Source organism: Streptomyces kryoterrae (assembly GCF_054072135.1).
Map to the genome: position 1 here is coordinate 6,394,617 of NZ_CM133358.1, position 14,866 is coordinate 6,409,482.

The window sequence follows — 14,866 nt, forward strand, 5'->3', positions numbered from 1 at the left end:
ACGAGCCTGTTCCGCAGCTTGTTCCGCACTACCCGGCGGCTACGTGGCGAGGTGTCGGACCTGGTCCCAGAGGGCCGGGTCCACCACCCCCACCCGCCGCCGGAACTCCGCCACAGGCAGGTCACGCAGCTCGTCCGTCTCCAGGAAACTCGGCCGGCCCTGGGCGTCGCCCACCGCACCCGGCGGCAGCGGGATCACTCCGGGCCGCTCGTCGTGGTATCTGCTGGTGATCTTCGCGACCGTCGCGCGCCGCCCACGCACCGCGATCACCAGACACGGCCGGTCCTTGCTCCCGGGCCCGTCCTCGAACGGCACGTTCGCCCACCAGATCTCCGCGGGCCTCGGCCGCGCCGACCGCCCCCGCTGCCCTTTCGGTCCCTCCGGCCGCCCGGGCGGCCTGCCCCCGCGCCTCGAGGGCCGATGCCCGCGTCCCCAGCCGTCCACCAGCGCCGCGACCAGCGCGAGCAGCACGACGGCCGCCAGGGCGAGCCACCATGACGTGTCCATACGGAAGACCGTACCGGCGCACTCCCCACGCCGCCCGCGCTACCGGCGCTTCACGTCCAGCCGAACCGGTGACAGCACAGGTGAGTTCGCCCACAACAGCCCTTGACGGAGGAGCGACGGGGGGTTTTGCGCCTTACGCTCGACAGCACCGCAAGAACCCCGGCACGTTCGTTTTGACGCTCCCCGCCCGCGGAGGTTTCTGCTTTATGAAGCTCACCGTCGTCGGCTGCTCTGGGTCGTTCCCGTCCGCGGAATCGGCCTGCTCGAGCTACCTCGTAGAGGCCGACGGCTTCCGGTTGCTCCTCGACATGGGCAACGGTGCCCTTGGCGAGTTGCAGCGCCACTGCGGTCTCTACGACCTCGACGCGATCTTTCTCAGTCATCTGCACGCCGACCACTGCATCGACATGTGCGCGTACTTCGTCGCCCGGTACTACCGCCACGACGGCGGGCGCTGCGACCCGATCCCGGTCTACGGCCCCGAGGGCACCGAACACCGCCTCACCACCGCCTACGCCGACACCCCCACCGCCTCCTCCATGAGCGAGGTCTTCGACTTCCACACGGTCAAGCCGAGCACCTTCGACATCGGCCCGTTCACCGTCCACACCGAGCGGGTGCGCCACCCGGTGGAGGCGTACGGCATCCGCATCGAGCACGCCGGGAGGTCACTGACGTACTCGGGGGACACCGGCGTCAGCGACACGCTGGAGCAACTCGCCCGGAACACCGACCTGTTCCTCTGCGAGGCCGCGTTCACGCACGGCAAGGAGAACATCCCCGACCTGCACCTCAACGGCCGCGAGGCGGGCCTGACGGCGAAACGCGCGGGGGCGCGCAAGCTCGTCCTGACCCACATTCCCCCGTGGACCGACCCGCAGGTGAACCTCCTCGACGCACGCGAGGTGTTCCGGGGCCCGGTCGAACTGGCGGCGCCGCGGGCGTCGTACGAGATCTGACGCCGCGCAGACGCACGAGGGCCCCGGAACCGACTCCTGCTCGGGTTCCGGGGCCCTCGTCATGCCGTACTCCCGTACGAGGACGGCTCACGCCTTGGTGAGATCCTCGACCTCTTCCTCGGGCTCGCGGCCGGGGGTGGGGAGGTTCCACCGGGTGATGGCGAAGCGGAAGACGACGTAGTAGATCGCGCCGAAGGCCAGGCCGACGGGGATCAACAGCCAGGGCTTGGTGGAAATGCCCCAGTTGATGAAGACGTCGATGAAGCCGGCCGAGAAGCTGAAGCCCATGTGCATGCCCAGGGCCCAGGTCACGGCCATCGAGATCGCGGTGAGGACCGCGTGGATGGCGTACAGGACCGGGGCGATGAACATGAAGGTGAACTCGATCGGCTCGGTGACACCCGTGACGAACGAGGTCAGCGCCATCGACATCATCATGCCCAGGACGGCCTTGCGACGCTCGGGGCGGGCGGAGTGCGCGATCGCCAGGGCGGCGGCCGGCAGACCGAACATCATGATCGGGAAGAAGCCGGTCATGAACATTCCGGCGGACGGGTCTCCGCCGAAGAAGCGCGGCAGGTCGCCGTGGAAGACGGTGCCGGCGGAGTTGGTGAAGTCGCCGATCTGGAACCAGGCCACCGAGTTCACGAACTGGTGCATGCCGATCGGGATCAGCGCACGGTTGATGAGACCGAAGAGAGCGGCGCCGAAGGAGCCCAGACCGGTCATCCACTCGCCGAAGTTGGTGATCACGTCACCGATGGGCTGCCAGCCCAGGACCACCAGGACGCCGAGGGTGGTACCGAGGGCGGCCGTGATGATCGGCACAAGCCGACGGCCGTTGAAGAAGCCGAGCCAGTCGACGAGCTGCTTGCGGTGGTAGCGCTGCCAGAGCACCGCCGTCAGGAGACCGAGGATGATGCCACCGAGCACGCCCGGGTTCTGGAAGGTCGCGGTCTGGGCGGCCTCGTTGCCCTTCTGCCAGAAGCCGCCGCCAAGCCCCGTCCCCGTGTAGGTGGCGCCCTCGTGCCCGTCCTTGATCGGGTACTGGTGGATGACCGCGTAGTAGGTCAGGAAGCCGACCACGGCGGCCAGCGCCGTCGAGCCGTCGGCCTTCTTCGCGAAGCCGATGGCCACGCCTATACAGAACAGCAGGGGCAGACCGAAGGAGCTGTCGAGCAGGGCGCCGCCGGCTCCGGCGAACACCTTCGCCACATCGGCGGGGATGTGGAACCTCTCCTGGGAGTCCGCTTGGCCGAGCCGGAGCAGAAGTCCCGCCGCCGGAAGTACGGCGATCGGCAACTGCAGGCTGCGGCCGACCTTCTGCAGGCCCTGGAACAGGCCGGATCCCCTCTTCTTCGCGGGGACCGCCGCGGTGGTGGCGGTGCTCATACTTCCTCCAACGGGTGGAACGTGGTCTACACCAGTCAGTGGTGTAGACCATGTTGTAGCACGGTGAAGGGCGCATAAGGAACCCGCGATTCCATAACAGATACAGAGTGGTGTAGACCTGTTGGCGAGCAGTGCGCGGACCGCTCGCGAAGATCGGTCGACTGTGGGTTACTGCGACAAAGCGGCTCGGACCAGGGAGTACGACATGTCCACCAAGGCAGAGAAGATCGTCGCCGGACTCGGCGGCCTCGACAACATCGAAGAGGTCGAAGGCTGCATCACCCGGCTGCGCTGCGAGGTCATCGACCCCTCGCTGATCGACGACGCCGCCCTCAAGGCCGCCGGCGCCCACGGCGTCGTCAAGATGGGCACCGCGATCCAGGTCGTCATCGGCACGGACGCCGACCCGATCGCGGCGGACATCGAAGACATGATGTAGACCCCGGCCCGAACCCGGATCCGGATCCGAACCCCCGTACCCAGCACGGGCGTTCGCCCGCGAGGGGTCCGTCCTGGCCACAGGAAGGGCCCCTCCGCCGTTGCGGCTAGGCTCGTCGGCATGTCACGTATCGACGGCCGCACCCCCGAACAACTCCGCCCCGTCACCATCGAACGCGGGTGGAGCAAGCACGCCGAGGGCTCCGTCCTCGTCTCCTTCGGCGACACGAAGGTCTTCTGCACCGCCTCGGTCACCGAGGGCGTCCCGCGCTGGCGCAAGGGCAGCGGCGAGGGCTGGGTCACCGCCGAATACTCGATGCTCCCGCGCGCCACCAACACCCGCGGCGACCGCGAGTCGGTCCGCGGCAAGATCGGCGGCCGTACACACGAGATCAGCCGCCTCATCGGCCGCTCCCTGCGCGCGGTCATCGACTACAAGGCGCTCGGCGAGAACACGATCGTCCTCGACTGCGACGTCCTCCAGGCCGACGGCGGCACCCGCACGGCCGCCATCACCGGCGCGTACGTCGCCCTCGCCGACGCCATCGCCTGGGCACAGGGCAAGAAGTTGATCCGCGCCGGCCGCCAGCCCCTCACGGGCACGGTGAGCGCGGTGTCGGTCGGCATCGTCGCCGGGGTGCCGCTCCTCGACCTCTGCTACGAGGAGGACGTACGCGCGGAGACGGACATGAACGTCGTCTGCACCGGCGACGGCCGCTTCGTCGAGGTCCAGGGCACCGCCGAGGCCGAACCGTTCGCCCGCGACGAGCTGAACTCCCTCCTCGACCTCGCGGTCGCCGGCTGCGCCGACCTGACGGCACTCCAGCGCAAGGCGCTGGACGCGACCCTGGAAAGGTAAAGGGCGCACCAAATAAGGTGGCGGTCGCGGGCAACCGCACCGCTGCTCCGCCGCGTCTCCAGAGATACGCACCCATACGCGGGAACACGGGCGTACGGCACACCGCCGTACGCCCGACCCGTCAAACGGAGGGAACCCGAACCATGCCCGTCAGTCGCCGACTCCGACTCCGCAACGCACGAGGACTCGGACGGGGGCGCCGCGCCACCGCGATCGCCGCCACCGTGGCGGCCGTCGCGCTGACCGCAGGGCTCACCACCGGGTGCGACGCCGTCAACAAGGCCCTGGACTGCGTCCAGACCGCCGACGCCATCGCCACCAGCGTCTCCAACCTCCAGCAGGCGGTCAACAGCGCCGCGAACGACCCGACGCAGCTGGACGAGGCCCTGACCTCGATCGACAAGAACCTCGACGACCTCGGCGACAAGACCGACAACACCGACGTCAACAAGGCGGTCGACGACCTCAACAAGGCCGTGGACAACGTCCGTACGGCCGTCAAGGGCGGCGACCAGACCCCGGACATCAGCGGAGTCACGGACGCGGCGGGCGAACTGACGAAGGTCTGCACGTCGTAGCTGGCGCAACCGTCGTAAACGGCGTGAGAGGTCCCGGGTGAGCCCGGGATACTGGACGCCATGACACGCCTGATCCTCGCCACCCGCAACGCCGGAAAGATCACCGAGCTGAGGCAGATCCTCGCCGACGCGGCCCTCCCCATGGACCTGGTCGGCGCGGAGGCCTACCCCGACATCCCCGACGTCAAGGAAACGGGCGTCACCTTCGCCGAGAACGCCCTGCTCAAGGCCCACGCCCTTGCCCAGGCAACAGGCCTCCCGGCGGTGGCCGACGACTCGGGCCTGTGCGTCGACGTCCTCAACGGCGCCCCGGGCATCTTCTCGGCCCGCTGGTCGGGCCGCCACGGCGACGACCGGGCCAACCTGGACCTGCTGCTGGCCCAGCTGTCGGACATCGCGGACGAACACCGGGGCGCCCACTTCGCCTGCGCGGCGGCCCTCGCCCTGCCGGACGGCACGGAACGGGTGGTCGAGGGCCGGATGCGGGGCGTACTGCGCCACACCCCGGTGGGCTCGGGCGGCTTCGGCTACGACCCGATCCTCCAGCCGGAGGGTGACACGCGGACGTGCGCACAGCTGACCCCGGCGGAGAAGAACGCGATCAGCCATCGGGGGCAGGCGTTCCGGGGGTTGGTGCCGGTGGTTCGGGAGTTGTTGGGCTGAGGCGGGAGAACAGGGACGGCCTGTGAATCATTCCTTCGATTCACAGGCCGCTTATGTGCGGCGGAAGGGATTCGAACCCTCAAGCCCGATCAAGGGCCACAGATCCTAAGTCTGCTGTGTCGCCATTGCACCACCGCCGCTAGTCGTCTGCCATCGTACCGGGAGCTGGTTGCCGCCTTCTGCCTCCCCGGCACCAGGTGCTGGTGATCGCGTGGCAGTTGGGGCAGAGCAACCGCAGGTTCTCGCGGCGGTCGTCGCGCCAGTCCCCGTTGATGTGATCGATTTCCAGGGTCATGGGCTTGCCGAGCCACTCCGGTCCAGTACCGCATCGGGCGCACTCTTCGGCTATGCCGACCTCGTTGAGCGCCCTGCGGAGGCGCTTTGTCGTCGTCCGTTGCTGGCCCTTGTGCTGTACCAGAACATCCTCAGGCTGTTTGGCGTTCGGGGATCGCCGTCCTCGCTGGTGTGCCTGCCCCAGGAAGTGCGCTGTCGTCAGGTGATCGTCGGCGATCCACTTGTGCAGCTTTTTCCGCTGCGCAGCGGTATCCGTGCAGCTCAGGCGGCGTAGCACTTCTGCCAAGGAGGTGGACTCGGTTATGGCCACCCGTAACTCGTCGGGCGTGGGCCGGGCGGGCCGACCGTAGGGGCCAAAGTGCGAGATGTCGATGCCGAAATGGGCGAATCGCTTGGTGAGGTACGTGCGGAGGTAGCCGTATGGCCGGGTGCCGAAGAAGGCAATGACCTCATCGAGGTCGGAACACCGAGTTGCTGCCTCGATCAGGCGCTCGCGTGTGTACTGCATGGCGCTGGTCACGAAGCGCGCCCCTTGCCGCGTCCCCGGTAACTGTCCGTCGTCGAGTGGCAGTTGGGGCAGAGGAGTCTCAGGTTCTCGATGCGGTTGTTCCGCCAGTTGCCGTCAATGTGGTCGACCTCAAGGGGGAGCGGCTCCCCGAGCCAGACCCCTTCGATCCCGCACAGGGCACACCGCTCCTCCATGCCCAACTCGCTCATCGCCCGCTTCAGGCGATTGCTCGGGACCCGCCTGGCATGTGCCGACGTGTCCTCGATGAGGATCTCCTCGGCAGTCCGACGGCGTTGGTTGTACCGCTGTCGCTCCGTGCGGACGACTGGCGTGAAGTGCGAGATGTCGATGCCGTAAGCCTTGATGCGACGGGAGATGTTCGTGTGGTGTCCGCCTACCACCTCAAGCCCGAGTCGCCGTAGGACCTCGTTGACACTCGACGACGTTGCGACCACCGGCTCAAGGATCTCCCTGGTCCACTTGGCTCCCTCGCGCTCGAAGTGCAAGACATTCACCCCCAGTTTCTGCATCCGCTGGGAGATGTACCGCCGCTTCCAGCTCTTCGGATCCACCCCCAACCGCTCGCACGCCTCCGACAACGTCCGAGATCCCCGAGCAGCCTCCTCCAGCCGCTCCTTCGGATACGCGCTAACCCCCATCGAGTCCCCTCCGTCTCCCGACCACCCGTTCGTGGTCTCGTACGGAGTAACGAACCGCTTATCGGACAGTCACGCCCAAAACGCAAAGCGGCCCGCACCGGAGTCGAATCGGCACGGGCCGCCCGAGCAGCGGAAACGGGGGCTCAGACGCCCAGGTCCTTGATGATCTTCGCTACGTGGCCCGTCGCCCGGACGTTGTACAGGGCCTGTTCGATCTTGCCCTCCTCGTCCACGATGAACGTGGAGCGGATGACGCCGACGTACGTCTTGCCGTAGTTCTTCTTCTCGCCGAAGGCGCCGTACGCCTGCAGGACCGTCTTGTCCGTGTCGCCGAGCAGGGTGACCTTCAGGTTCTCCTTCTCGCGGAACTTCGCGAGCTTCTCCGGCTTGTCGGGGGAGATGCCGATCACGTCGTAGCCCGCGCCGGCGAGGACGTCGAGGTTGTCCGTGAAGTCGCAGGCCTGCTTGGTGCAGCCGGGGGTCAGGGCGGCCGGGTAGAAGTAGACGATGACCTTGCGGCCCTTGTGGTCGGCCAGCGACACCTCGTTGCCGTCGGCGTCGGGGAGGGTGAAGGCCGGGGCCACCTCACCGGGCTGGAGTCGCTCGCTCATCCGTCTGATCTCCTCGTACGTCCTCGTGCGGCCTGGAAAGGTTCCGGTCCGAGCCTAACCGGGGGTGCTGACAGTGCGGGCCGAGGCGGAACTGACAGACTGTCCGGAGCAATGCATCCAGCGGACTTCGGAGGGCGTACGGTGGCGGACACCTCGGACAGCAGCAGAACCCCGGCGCAGATCGAGGCGGACATCAGGCGTCGTCGCGAGACGCTGGCCGAGACGCTCGACGAGATCGGGGTGCGGGTGCACCCGAAGACGATCGTCGGCGATGCCAAGGCCAAGGTCGTCGCCGGCGTCGATCACACCCTCGGACGCGCCTACGTCGGCGTCAACCGCGTTGTCGGTGACGTCAAGGGGCAGTTCGTCGACGAGGACGGGGCGCCCCGGATCGAGCGGATCGTGCCCGTCGCCCTGGTGGTCGTGGGGCTCGTCGGGCTGCTCGCTCTCGGCACCCGGCGGCGCAAGGGCTGAACGGGCAGGTAGGTTCGGAGTGTGAGCGCCAAAAGCAGTGACCAGAGCACCCATCACGACAAGCTGCCCATCCGGATGCTGCACGACCGTGTGCTCGTCCGGCAGGACGCCGGCGAGGGCGAGCGGCGTTCCGGCGGCGGCATCCTGATCCCCGCCACCGCGGCCGTCGGTCGTCGGCTGGCCTGGGCGGAGGTCGTCGCGGTCGGGCAGAACGTACGTACGGTGGGGCCGGGCGACCGTGTTCTGTACGACCCGGAGGACCTCGCCGAGGTCGAGGTGCGCGGGGTCGCCTACGTGCTGATGCGTGAGCGCGATCTGCACGCCGTCGCCGCGGACCGCTTCGAGGGTTCCGAGGACTCGACGGGCCTGTATCTCTGAAGCGCAGGCAATCGGGAGAGGGGCTGGTGACCATCGTCACCAGCCCCTCTCCCGTCGGTGTCACAGCGCCGCAGTCAGTCCCGTCTCGACGTGCTCAGCGCGCCGCCCGTCAGCCCCGGTGTCGTCCCTCCCGTGGTACCGCCCGTGTCCGTCGTACCGCCGGTGTCGGTGGTGCCGCCGTCGGTCGTCGTGCCCCCGGTGTCGGTGGTGCCGCCGGTCGTGGTCGTGCCGCCCGTGTCCGTCGTGCCGCCGGTGGTGGTGGTTCCGCCGGTGTCCGTGGTGCCGCCGGTGGTGGTCGTGCCGCCCGTGGTGGTGGTCCCGTCCGTCGTCGTGCCGCCGGTCGTCGGGGTGCTGCCCCCCGTTGTCGGACCGGTCGTCGCGCCCGGGGTTTCCTGGCCGCCGTCCGTGGTGCCGCCGTCGTCCTGGCCGTCGTCCGTGCCGGGGTCGGGTGATGTGTCGGCGGGCGGGAGCTGTTGTTCCTCGGCGCCGTCCTGGAGCTGGAGGTCGAAGTCCTTCGCCTTCTTGCCCTTCAGGGCGGCCTTCGTGAACTGGGCCCAGATCTCGGCGGGGGCGCCGCCGCCGTTGATGCGTTCGAGGCCCATCGCGCCGTACAGCGACTTGTGCTTGCCGGTGACCGGGTCCTGGCCCATGACCGAGACGACCGTCGCGAGGTCGGGGGTGTAGCCCGCGAACCAGGCCGCCGTGTCCTCCTCGGCCGTGCCCGTCTTGCCGGCGACCGGGCGGTCGGCCGCCTGGGCCGCCGTCGCCGTGCCCTCCTCCACCACGCTCTGCAGGACCGCCGTGGTCGTGTCGGCGGCCTCCCGTGACACGACCTGCTTGGCCTTCTGCCTGGGGAGGGTCACCGCGCTCTCCTCGCCGTCCTTCACGATCTTCTCGATGATCGTGTACGTGCCGTGCTTGCCGTGGTTGGCGAGCGTGGCGTACGCCTCCGTCATGTCGAGGACGCTGGCCGTCGAGGTGCCGAGCGCGATGGACGGGTACGGGTTGAGGTCGGGGGTGTCGGACGGCAGGCCGAGGTCGATCGCGGTCTGCTTGACCTTCGCGGGGCCCACGTCGACGGCCATCTGCGCGTACACCGCGTTCACGGACTTGTTCGTCGCCGTGCGGACGGTGATGTCGCCGTACGAGTACTGGTCCTCGTTCTCGGGGGCGTACTCCCCGCCGTTCCAGCCCTCGACCGGGCGTTCGTTGGTGCCGTCGTAGTACGTGTTCGGGGTGATCGCCTGGCCGTCCTGGGTCGCCGAGCCGTTCTGGACGGCCGAGGTGAACACGAACGGCTTGAAGGTGGAGCCGTCCTGGTAGTCGCGGCGGGTGGCGTTGTTGACGTACTGCTTGGTGTAGTCGATGCCGCCGTACATCGCGAGGACCTTGCCGGTGGCCGGGTCGATGGCGACGCCGCCCGCGCGGACGTAGTTGTCGGCCTTGTTGTTCTTCTTGTCGAGCTTCTTCATCACCTTGTCGTTGACGGCCTTCACGAAGGCGTCCTGCTTCGGCTTCTGCAGGGTGGTGGTGATGCGGTAGCCGCCGGCCTGGAGTTCGTCCTCGGTGAGGATCTTGTTGTCGAAGAGGTAGTCGTTGACCGCCTTGACGAGGTAGCCGCGCTGGCCGGACATGCCCGTCGAGACGATCGACTGCCTGGGCTCGGGGAAGGTGATGGCCTTCCGTGCGGACTCCGTCAGCCAGCCCTTCTTGACCATGCCGTCGAGGACGTAGTTCCAGCGGGCGAGCGCGGCCGGCCTGTTCTCGGGGTGGGCGATCACGTCGTACTCGCTGGGCGCGTTCAGCAGCGCGGCGAGGTAGGCGCCCTGGCCGGCGGTCAGTTCGACGGCGTCGACGCCGTAGTAGGCCTGGGCGGCGGCCTGCAGGCCGTACGAGTTGCGGCCGGCGTAGCTGGTGTTGAGGTAGCCCTCGAGGATCTCGTCCTTCGATTTCACCCGGTCCAGCTTGATCGAGATGAAGAACTCCTTCATCTTTCGGGTGACGGTCTGCTCCTGGGCGAGGTAGTAGTTCTTCACGTACTGCTGGGTGATCGTCGAGCCGGACTGCTTGCCCTTGCCGGTCGCCGTGTTCCAGGCGGCGCGGAGCATCGCCTTGGGGTCGATCGCCGACTCGGTGTAGAAGTCGCGGTCCTCGGCGGCCAGTACGGCGTGCTGGGCGTCCTTGGAGATCTGCGCCAGTGTCACGTTCTCCCGGTTGACCTCGCCGTCGCGGGCGAGCTGGCTGCCGTCGGCGTAGAGGTAGACGTTGCTCTGCTTGGTGGCCGCCGCGTTCGCCGCCGGGATCTGCACCATGTAGTAGCCGAGCGCGAACAGGGCGATGACCATCATGATCCCGAGCACGAACGCGCTGAGCACGAACCGCCAGGTCGGGACCAGCCGCCGCCATCCGGTCCGCCGGGGACGCTTGGGCTTCTTGCCCTCCTCGGCGTTCTCGGCCGTCTCGGCCGGCCCTGGGTTCTCGGGCTTCCAGCCCTCGGCCACTTCGGGTTGCGCGTCGGCCTGCTCGTCGGCCTGCACGGCGGGCTGTACGGCGGTTTGCTCGGCTCGCGCGACGGGTTCCGCGTCGGCTCGCGCGACGGGCTTCACGACGGGTTGCGCGGCGGGCTTCACGACGGGTTGTACGACGGTCTGTTCGGACTGTGCGTCGGGTTCCACGTCGGGTTCTCTGGGTGCCGAGCCCTGCGTCGGCTGCTGTGGCTCTGGCTGGTCGCTCATGTCGTGCACGGACTCCTGTTTCGCGTCGTACGTTCCCGTACGACCTCTTTCACCACTTCAAACGTTTTCTGCGCCCCCTCTTGAAGACTGTCGCACCCGGCGATCAGTTCCCTGACCTCGGCACGCGTCCTGCCCGAAAATGCGTGGCGGGCCCGGAACACGGAGGACTAGGCTCCTGCGCTTCGGTCCTGACGCGTTTGGGGAAGGCTGGTGTCGTGGGTTCTGGGCGGTTGTACGCGGCCGTCGCGGCGGGGGGTTTCCGACGGTATGCCACCTATCGGGCGGCCACGCTGGCGGGGGTGTTCACCAACACCGTCTTCGGTGTGATCCTCGCCTACACGTACATCGCCCTGTGGGACGAGAGACCGCACCTCGGCGGGTACGACCAGTCCCAGGCCCTCACCTATGTGTGGCTGGCCCAGGCGCTGCTGACGACCATGTGCGTGATGGGCACGGGCTTCGAGGACGAGCTGATCGAGCGTATCCGTACGGGTGACATCGCGATCGACCTCTACCGGCCGGCCGATCTCCAGCTGTGGTGGCTGGCCCAGGACCTGGGCCGGGCCCTGTTCCAGCTGATGGGTCGCGGGCTGATTCCGCTGGCGTTCGGCGCCTGGCTCTTCGACCTGACGCTCCCGGCCTCGCCGCTGACCTGGCTGGCGTTCCTGGTCGCGGTGGCACTCGGGATACTGGTCAGTTACTCCTTCCGGTTCCTGGTGGCGCTGACCGCGTTCTGGCTTCTCGACGGCGCGGGCGTCATCCAGATGGCGTGGCTCGCGGGCATCTTCTGTTCGGGCATGGTGCTCCCGCTGAACGTCTTCCCGGGGCTGCTCGGCGAGATCGTACGGGCCCTGCCGTGGGCGGCGTTGATCCAGGCGCCGACGGACGTCCTGCTGGGGGAGGCGGATGCGCTGGGCACGTTCGCGTTCCAGGCCGGGTGGGCGGTGGCGCTGCTGGCGGTGGGGCGTCTGCTGCAGTCGGTCGCTACTCGGCGGGTGGTGGTTCAGGGTGGGTGACGTGGGCGTGGGCGTTGACGGCGCGGTGAGGACCGGGGTCCGGGGTGAGCGGTGGACCGGCGCCGACTGGGACGACGGGCCGCTCGGTCGCCGGGAGCGCGTGCTCGACGGCGTTCGGGCCTATCGGCTGATCGCCGCGATGTGGATCAGGTCCACGATGGCCTACCGGGCCTCCTTCGCGATGACCACGTTCGGGAACTTCCTGGCGACCGGCCTCGACTTCCTGGCGATCGTGCTGATGTTCTCCCAGATCGACCGGCTCGGCGGCTACGCGCTGCCCGAGATCGCGTTTCTGTACGGGCTGTCGGCGGTCGCGTTCGGGATCGCCGACCTCGTCGTCGGGTCGATGGACCGGCTGGGGCGCCGGGTCCGCGACGGCACCCTGGACACGCTGCTCGTCCGGCCGGCGCCGGTGCTCGCGCAGGTCGCCGCGGACCGGTTCGCGCTGCGCCGCCTCGGCCGGATCACCCAGGGTCTGCTGGTGCTCGGCTACGCCCTCACGGCTCTCGACGGAGTCCACTGGACGGTGCTCAAGGTGCTGCTGCTGCCGGTGATGGTGCTGAGCGGCGGGGCGATCTTCTGCGCGGTGTTCGTCGGGGGCGCGGCCTTCCAGTTCGTGGCGCGGGACGCCTCCGAGGTGCAGAACGCGTTCACGTACGGCGGCGCCACGCTGTTGCAGTATCCGCCGGGCCTGTTCGCGCAGGATCTGGTGCGCGGGGTGACGTTCGTCCTCCCGCTGGCCTTCGTCAACTGGCTGCCCGCGCTGTATGTGCTGGGCCGCCCCTATCCGCTCGACCTGCCGGAGTGGGTGGCGTTCCTGCCGCCGCTGGTGGCGGCGGGCTGCTGCGCGCTGGCCGGGCTGGCCTGGCGGGCGGGACTTCGTTCGTACCGGAGCACGGGGAGTTAGGGCACGTGGACAGTCGCAGTCACAGTCGAAGTCACGGTCACGGTCACATGGACGGTCGTTTCGCGGACGGTTCGTTCAACGAGTCCTTCATCGAGCTGGACGGTGTCGAGAAGGTCTTCGACGTGCGCAAGCGGACCGGGTTCATGAGGAGTGAGCGGCGGGAGGTGCGGGCGGTCGACTCGATCTCCTTCCGGGTGGCGCGGGGGGAGATGGTCGGCTACATCGGCCCGAACGGCGCCGGGAAGTCGACGACCATCAAGATGCTGACGGGCATCCTCACGCCCAGCGGCGGCCGGCTGCGCGTCGCCGGCATCGACCCGTCCCGCGAGCGCACCCGCCTCGCGCGGCGCATCGGGGTGGTGTTCGGGCAGCGTACGACGCTGTGGTGGGACCTCCCGCTGATCGACTCGTACAACCTGATGCACCGCATGTACCGCATCCCGGACGCCCGTTACCGGGAGAACCTCGACCGCTGCGTCGAACTGCTCGAACTGGCCGACCTGTTGGACGTGCCGGTCCGTCAACTGTCCCTCGGTCAGCGGATGCGCGGCGACATCGCGGCGGCCCTGCTGCACGACCCCGAGGTGCTGTACCTCGACGAGCCGACCATCGGCCTGGACGTGATCTCGAAGGCCCGGGTACGGGAGTTCCTGCGCGACCTGAACGCCGAGCGCGGTACGACGGTCCTGCTCACCACGCACGACCTCCAGGACATCGAGCAGCTGTGCTCGCGCGTCATGGTCATCGACCACGGCCGGCTCATGTACGACGGCCCGCTGACCGGCCTGCACGAGGTGGGCGACAGCGAGCGGATCCTCGTGGTGGACCTGGAGCGTGAACTGCCGCCGATCGAGGTGCCGTCGGCGCGGGTCGTACGGGTGGAGGGCCCGCGTCAGTGGCTGGCGTTCCCGGCGTCGGAGTCGGCGGCTCCGCTGGTCGCGCGGATCGCGGCGGAGTATCCGCTGGTGGACCTGTCGGTGCGGGAGCCGGACATCGAGGCCGTGATCGCGAAGATGTACGCCGAGCAGGCCGAGAAGTCGGGGGACAGGTCGGGGCGTGCGGCCTCGTAGCCTCCCTCGCGGGGACCTCGTAGGCTGCGTGCATGACGGACGACCTTCCGGAGCTGCGCGCTTCCGACGCCGATCGTGAACGAGTCGCCGAGGTACTGCGGGACGCCCTCGCGGAGGGCCGGCTCGACATGGCCGAGTTCGAGGAACGGCTCGACGCGACCTACCAGGCGCGTACGTACGGTGAGTTGACGCCGATCACCCGTGACCTGCCCGGGGCCGGGGTAAGCGCGCCCCCGGTGAGCATGGTCAAGCAGCCGCTGGGGGACGGGAGTTGGGCGGACCGGATCGTCGGGGGTGAGGGGTCCTCGCGGTGGGGTGTCGCCGTCATGGGCGGGTTCCAGCGCAGGGGGCGGTGGACGGTGCCGCGGCAGTTCAACGCGTTCGCGTTCTGGGGCGGCGGCGAACTCGACCTGCGCGAGGCGAACTTCGCGGACCGCGAGGTGGTCCTCAACTGCGTCGCGATCATGGGCGGAGTGAATGTGCTGGTGCCGCCGGGCGTCGAGGTCGTCGTGCGCGGCATCGGCATCATGGGCGGCTTCGACCACAGCCAGGAGGGGGTGCTGGGCGACCCCGGCGCCCCCCGGGTGATCATCCAGGGGTTCGCCTTCTGGGGCGGCGTCGGCGTCACCCGCAAACTCCCGAAGGCGGAGCGCCAGCGCCTCAGGGAGGAACGACGCCAGGAGAAGCTGGACCGGAGGGACGGCCGGGGGGAGCTGGACGGCTCGGGTCCCGGATTCCACCACGGCCACGGCCACGGCCTGCACAAACGTGAGCTGGGCAGGGACGACGACTGAGTGCTTCCTCGAAGGCGCCCCCAG

17 protein-coding genes and 1 tRNA gene are annotated in these 14,866 nt (G+C 68.7%); 11 read left to right on the forward strand and 7 right to left on the reverse strand.

The window, feature by feature from the left end:
* Nucleotides 1–39: 39 nt before the first annotated feature.
* A complete protein-coding gene (locus ACW4TU_RS28385) occupies nucleotides 40–507 on the reverse strand; it encodes a type II toxin-antitoxin system PemK/MazF family toxin (protein ID WP_457417590.1) in 468 nt (155 codons plus the stop codon).
* Nucleotides 508–713: 206 nt separating this feature from the next.
* On the opposite strand from ACW4TU_RS28385, the gene ACW4TU_RS28390 reads away from it, so the two are divergent.
* Complete coding sequence (locus ACW4TU_RS28390) at nucleotides 714–1,466, forward strand: MBL fold metallo-hydrolase (protein WP_457417592.1); 753 nt, start codon at nucleotides 714–716, stop codon at nucleotides 1,464–1,466.
* 87 nt (nucleotides 1,467–1,553) lie between these two features.
* Here ACW4TU_RS28390 and ACW4TU_RS28395 read toward each other — a convergent pair whose 3' ends face one another.
* Nucleotides 1,554–2,858, reverse strand: a complete 1,305-nt coding sequence (locus ACW4TU_RS28395) for a PTS transporter subunit EIIC (protein ID WP_457417594.1) — start codon at nucleotides 2,856–2,858, stop codon at nucleotides 1,554–1,556.
* A gap of 205 nt (nucleotides 2,859–3,063) precedes the next feature.
* Here ACW4TU_RS28395 and ACW4TU_RS28400 point away from each other — a divergent pair, with 205 nt between their 5' ends.
* The 4 genes from ACW4TU_RS28400 to rdgB all read left to right on the forward strand — a co-directional run bounded on the left by ACW4TU_RS28400 (nucleotide 3,064) and on the right by rdgB (nucleotide 5,396).
* On the forward strand, nucleotides 3,064–3,297 hold the full coding sequence (locus ACW4TU_RS28400) for a PTS sugar transporter subunit IIB (RefSeq protein WP_457417596.1): 234 nt from the start codon (nucleotides 3,064–3,066) through the stop codon (nucleotides 3,295–3,297).
* Between the two features lie 120 nt (nucleotides 3,298–3,417).
* A complete protein-coding gene (gene rph, locus ACW4TU_RS28405) occupies nucleotides 3,418–4,155 on the forward strand; it encodes a ribonuclease PH (RefSeq protein ID WP_457417598.1) in 738 nt (245 codons plus the stop codon).
* 143 nt (nucleotides 4,156–4,298) lie between these two features.
* Nucleotides 4,299–4,733 carry a hypothetical protein gene (locus ACW4TU_RS28410; RefSeq protein ID WP_457417600.1) on the forward strand — a complete coding sequence of 145 codons (435 nt, stop codon included), beginning with the start codon at nucleotides 4,299–4,301 and terminating at the stop codon, nucleotides 4,731–4,733.
* Nucleotides 4,734–4,793: 60 nt separating this feature from the next.
* Nucleotides 4,794–5,396 (forward strand): RdgB/HAM1 family non-canonical purine NTP pyrophosphatase, encoded by a 603-nt coding sequence (rdgB, locus tag ACW4TU_RS28415; protein ID WP_457417602.1) that lies wholly within the window; start codon nucleotides 4,794–4,796, stop codon nucleotides 5,394–5,396.
* 56 nt (nucleotides 5,397–5,452) lie between these two features.
* Here rdgB and ACW4TU_RS28420 read toward each other — a convergent pair.
* The 4 genes from ACW4TU_RS28420 to bcp all read right to left on the reverse strand — a co-directional run bounded on the left by ACW4TU_RS28420 (nucleotide 5,453) and on the right by bcp (nucleotide 7,468).
* Nucleotides 5,453–5,536, reverse strand: a tRNA-Leu gene (locus ACW4TU_RS28420).
* Entirely contained in the window at nucleotides 5,536–6,210 is a 675-nt protein-coding gene (locus ACW4TU_RS28425; RefSeq protein WP_457417604.1) for an HNH endonuclease, read from the reverse strand. Before ACW4TU_RS28425 ends, ACW4TU_RS28420 begins: the two co-directional genes overlap by 1 nt.
* Nucleotides 6,207–6,857: an HNH endonuclease signature motif containing protein gene (locus tag ACW4TU_RS28430; RefSeq protein ID WP_457417606.1), complete on the reverse strand. Its 651-nt coding sequence runs from the start codon at nucleotides 6,855–6,857 to the stop codon at nucleotides 6,207–6,209. The genes ACW4TU_RS28425 and ACW4TU_RS28430 overlap by 4 nt, the downstream gene beginning before the upstream one ends.
* Nucleotides 6,858–7,000: 143 nt before the next feature.
* Complete coding sequence (gene bcp / locus ACW4TU_RS28435; protein WP_457417608.1) at nucleotides 7,001–7,468, reverse strand: thioredoxin-dependent thiol peroxidase; 468 nt, start codon at nucleotides 7,466–7,468, stop codon at nucleotides 7,001–7,003.
* 141 nt (nucleotides 7,469–7,609) lie between these two features.
* On the opposite strand from bcp, the gene ACW4TU_RS28440 reads away from it, so the two are divergent.
* On the forward strand, nucleotides 7,610–7,942 hold the full coding sequence (locus ACW4TU_RS28440; protein ID WP_164313204.1) for a DUF3618 domain-containing protein: 333 nt from the start codon (nucleotides 7,610–7,612) through the stop codon (nucleotides 7,940–7,942).
* 21 nt (nucleotides 7,943–7,963) lie between these two features.
* Nucleotides 7,964–8,320, forward strand: coding sequence for a GroES family chaperonin (locus ACW4TU_RS28445; protein WP_457417611.1), 357 nt, complete (start codon nucleotides 7,964–7,966; stop codon nucleotides 8,318–8,320).
* A 74-nt stretch (nucleotides 8,321–8,394) separates the two neighbouring features.
* Here the strand turns inward: ACW4TU_RS28445 and ACW4TU_RS28450 are convergent, their stop codons facing one another.
* On the reverse strand, nucleotides 8,395–11,055 hold the full coding sequence (locus tag ACW4TU_RS28450; protein ID WP_457417613.1) for a transglycosylase domain-containing protein: 2,661 nt from the start codon (nucleotides 11,053–11,055) through the stop codon (nucleotides 8,395–8,397).
* A gap of 215 nt (nucleotides 11,056–11,270) precedes the next feature.
* On the opposite strand from ACW4TU_RS28450, the gene ACW4TU_RS28455 reads away from it, so the two are divergent.
* From ACW4TU_RS28455 to ACW4TU_RS28470, 4 genes are read left to right on the forward strand one after another with little or no spacing between them, the layout of a single operon-like run.
* The gene (locus tag ACW4TU_RS28455; RefSeq protein WP_457417615.1) at nucleotides 11,271–12,071 is read left to right on the forward strand and encodes an ABC transporter permease; all 801 of its coding nucleotides are present in this window, start codon (nucleotides 11,271–11,273) and stop codon (nucleotides 12,069–12,071) included.
* Between the two features lies 1 nt (nucleotide 12,072).
* Entirely contained in the window at nucleotides 12,073–12,978 is a 906-nt protein-coding gene (locus tag ACW4TU_RS28460; protein ID WP_457417617.1) for an ABC transporter permease, read from the forward strand.
* 47 nt (nucleotides 12,979–13,025) lie between these two features.
* Nucleotides 13,026–14,048 carry an ABC transporter ATP-binding protein gene (locus ACW4TU_RS28465; protein ID WP_457417619.1) on the forward strand — a complete coding sequence of 341 codons (1,023 nt, stop codon included), beginning with the start codon at nucleotides 13,026–13,028 and terminating at the stop codon, nucleotides 14,046–14,048.
* A 32-nt stretch (nucleotides 14,049–14,080) separates the two neighbouring features.
* Nucleotides 14,081–14,842 carry a DUF1707 SHOCT-like domain-containing protein gene (locus tag ACW4TU_RS28470; RefSeq protein ID WP_457417621.1) on the forward strand — a complete coding sequence of 254 codons (762 nt, stop codon included), beginning with the start codon at nucleotides 14,081–14,083 and terminating at the stop codon, nucleotides 14,840–14,842.
* Nucleotides 14,843–14,866: the final 24 nt, after the last annotated feature.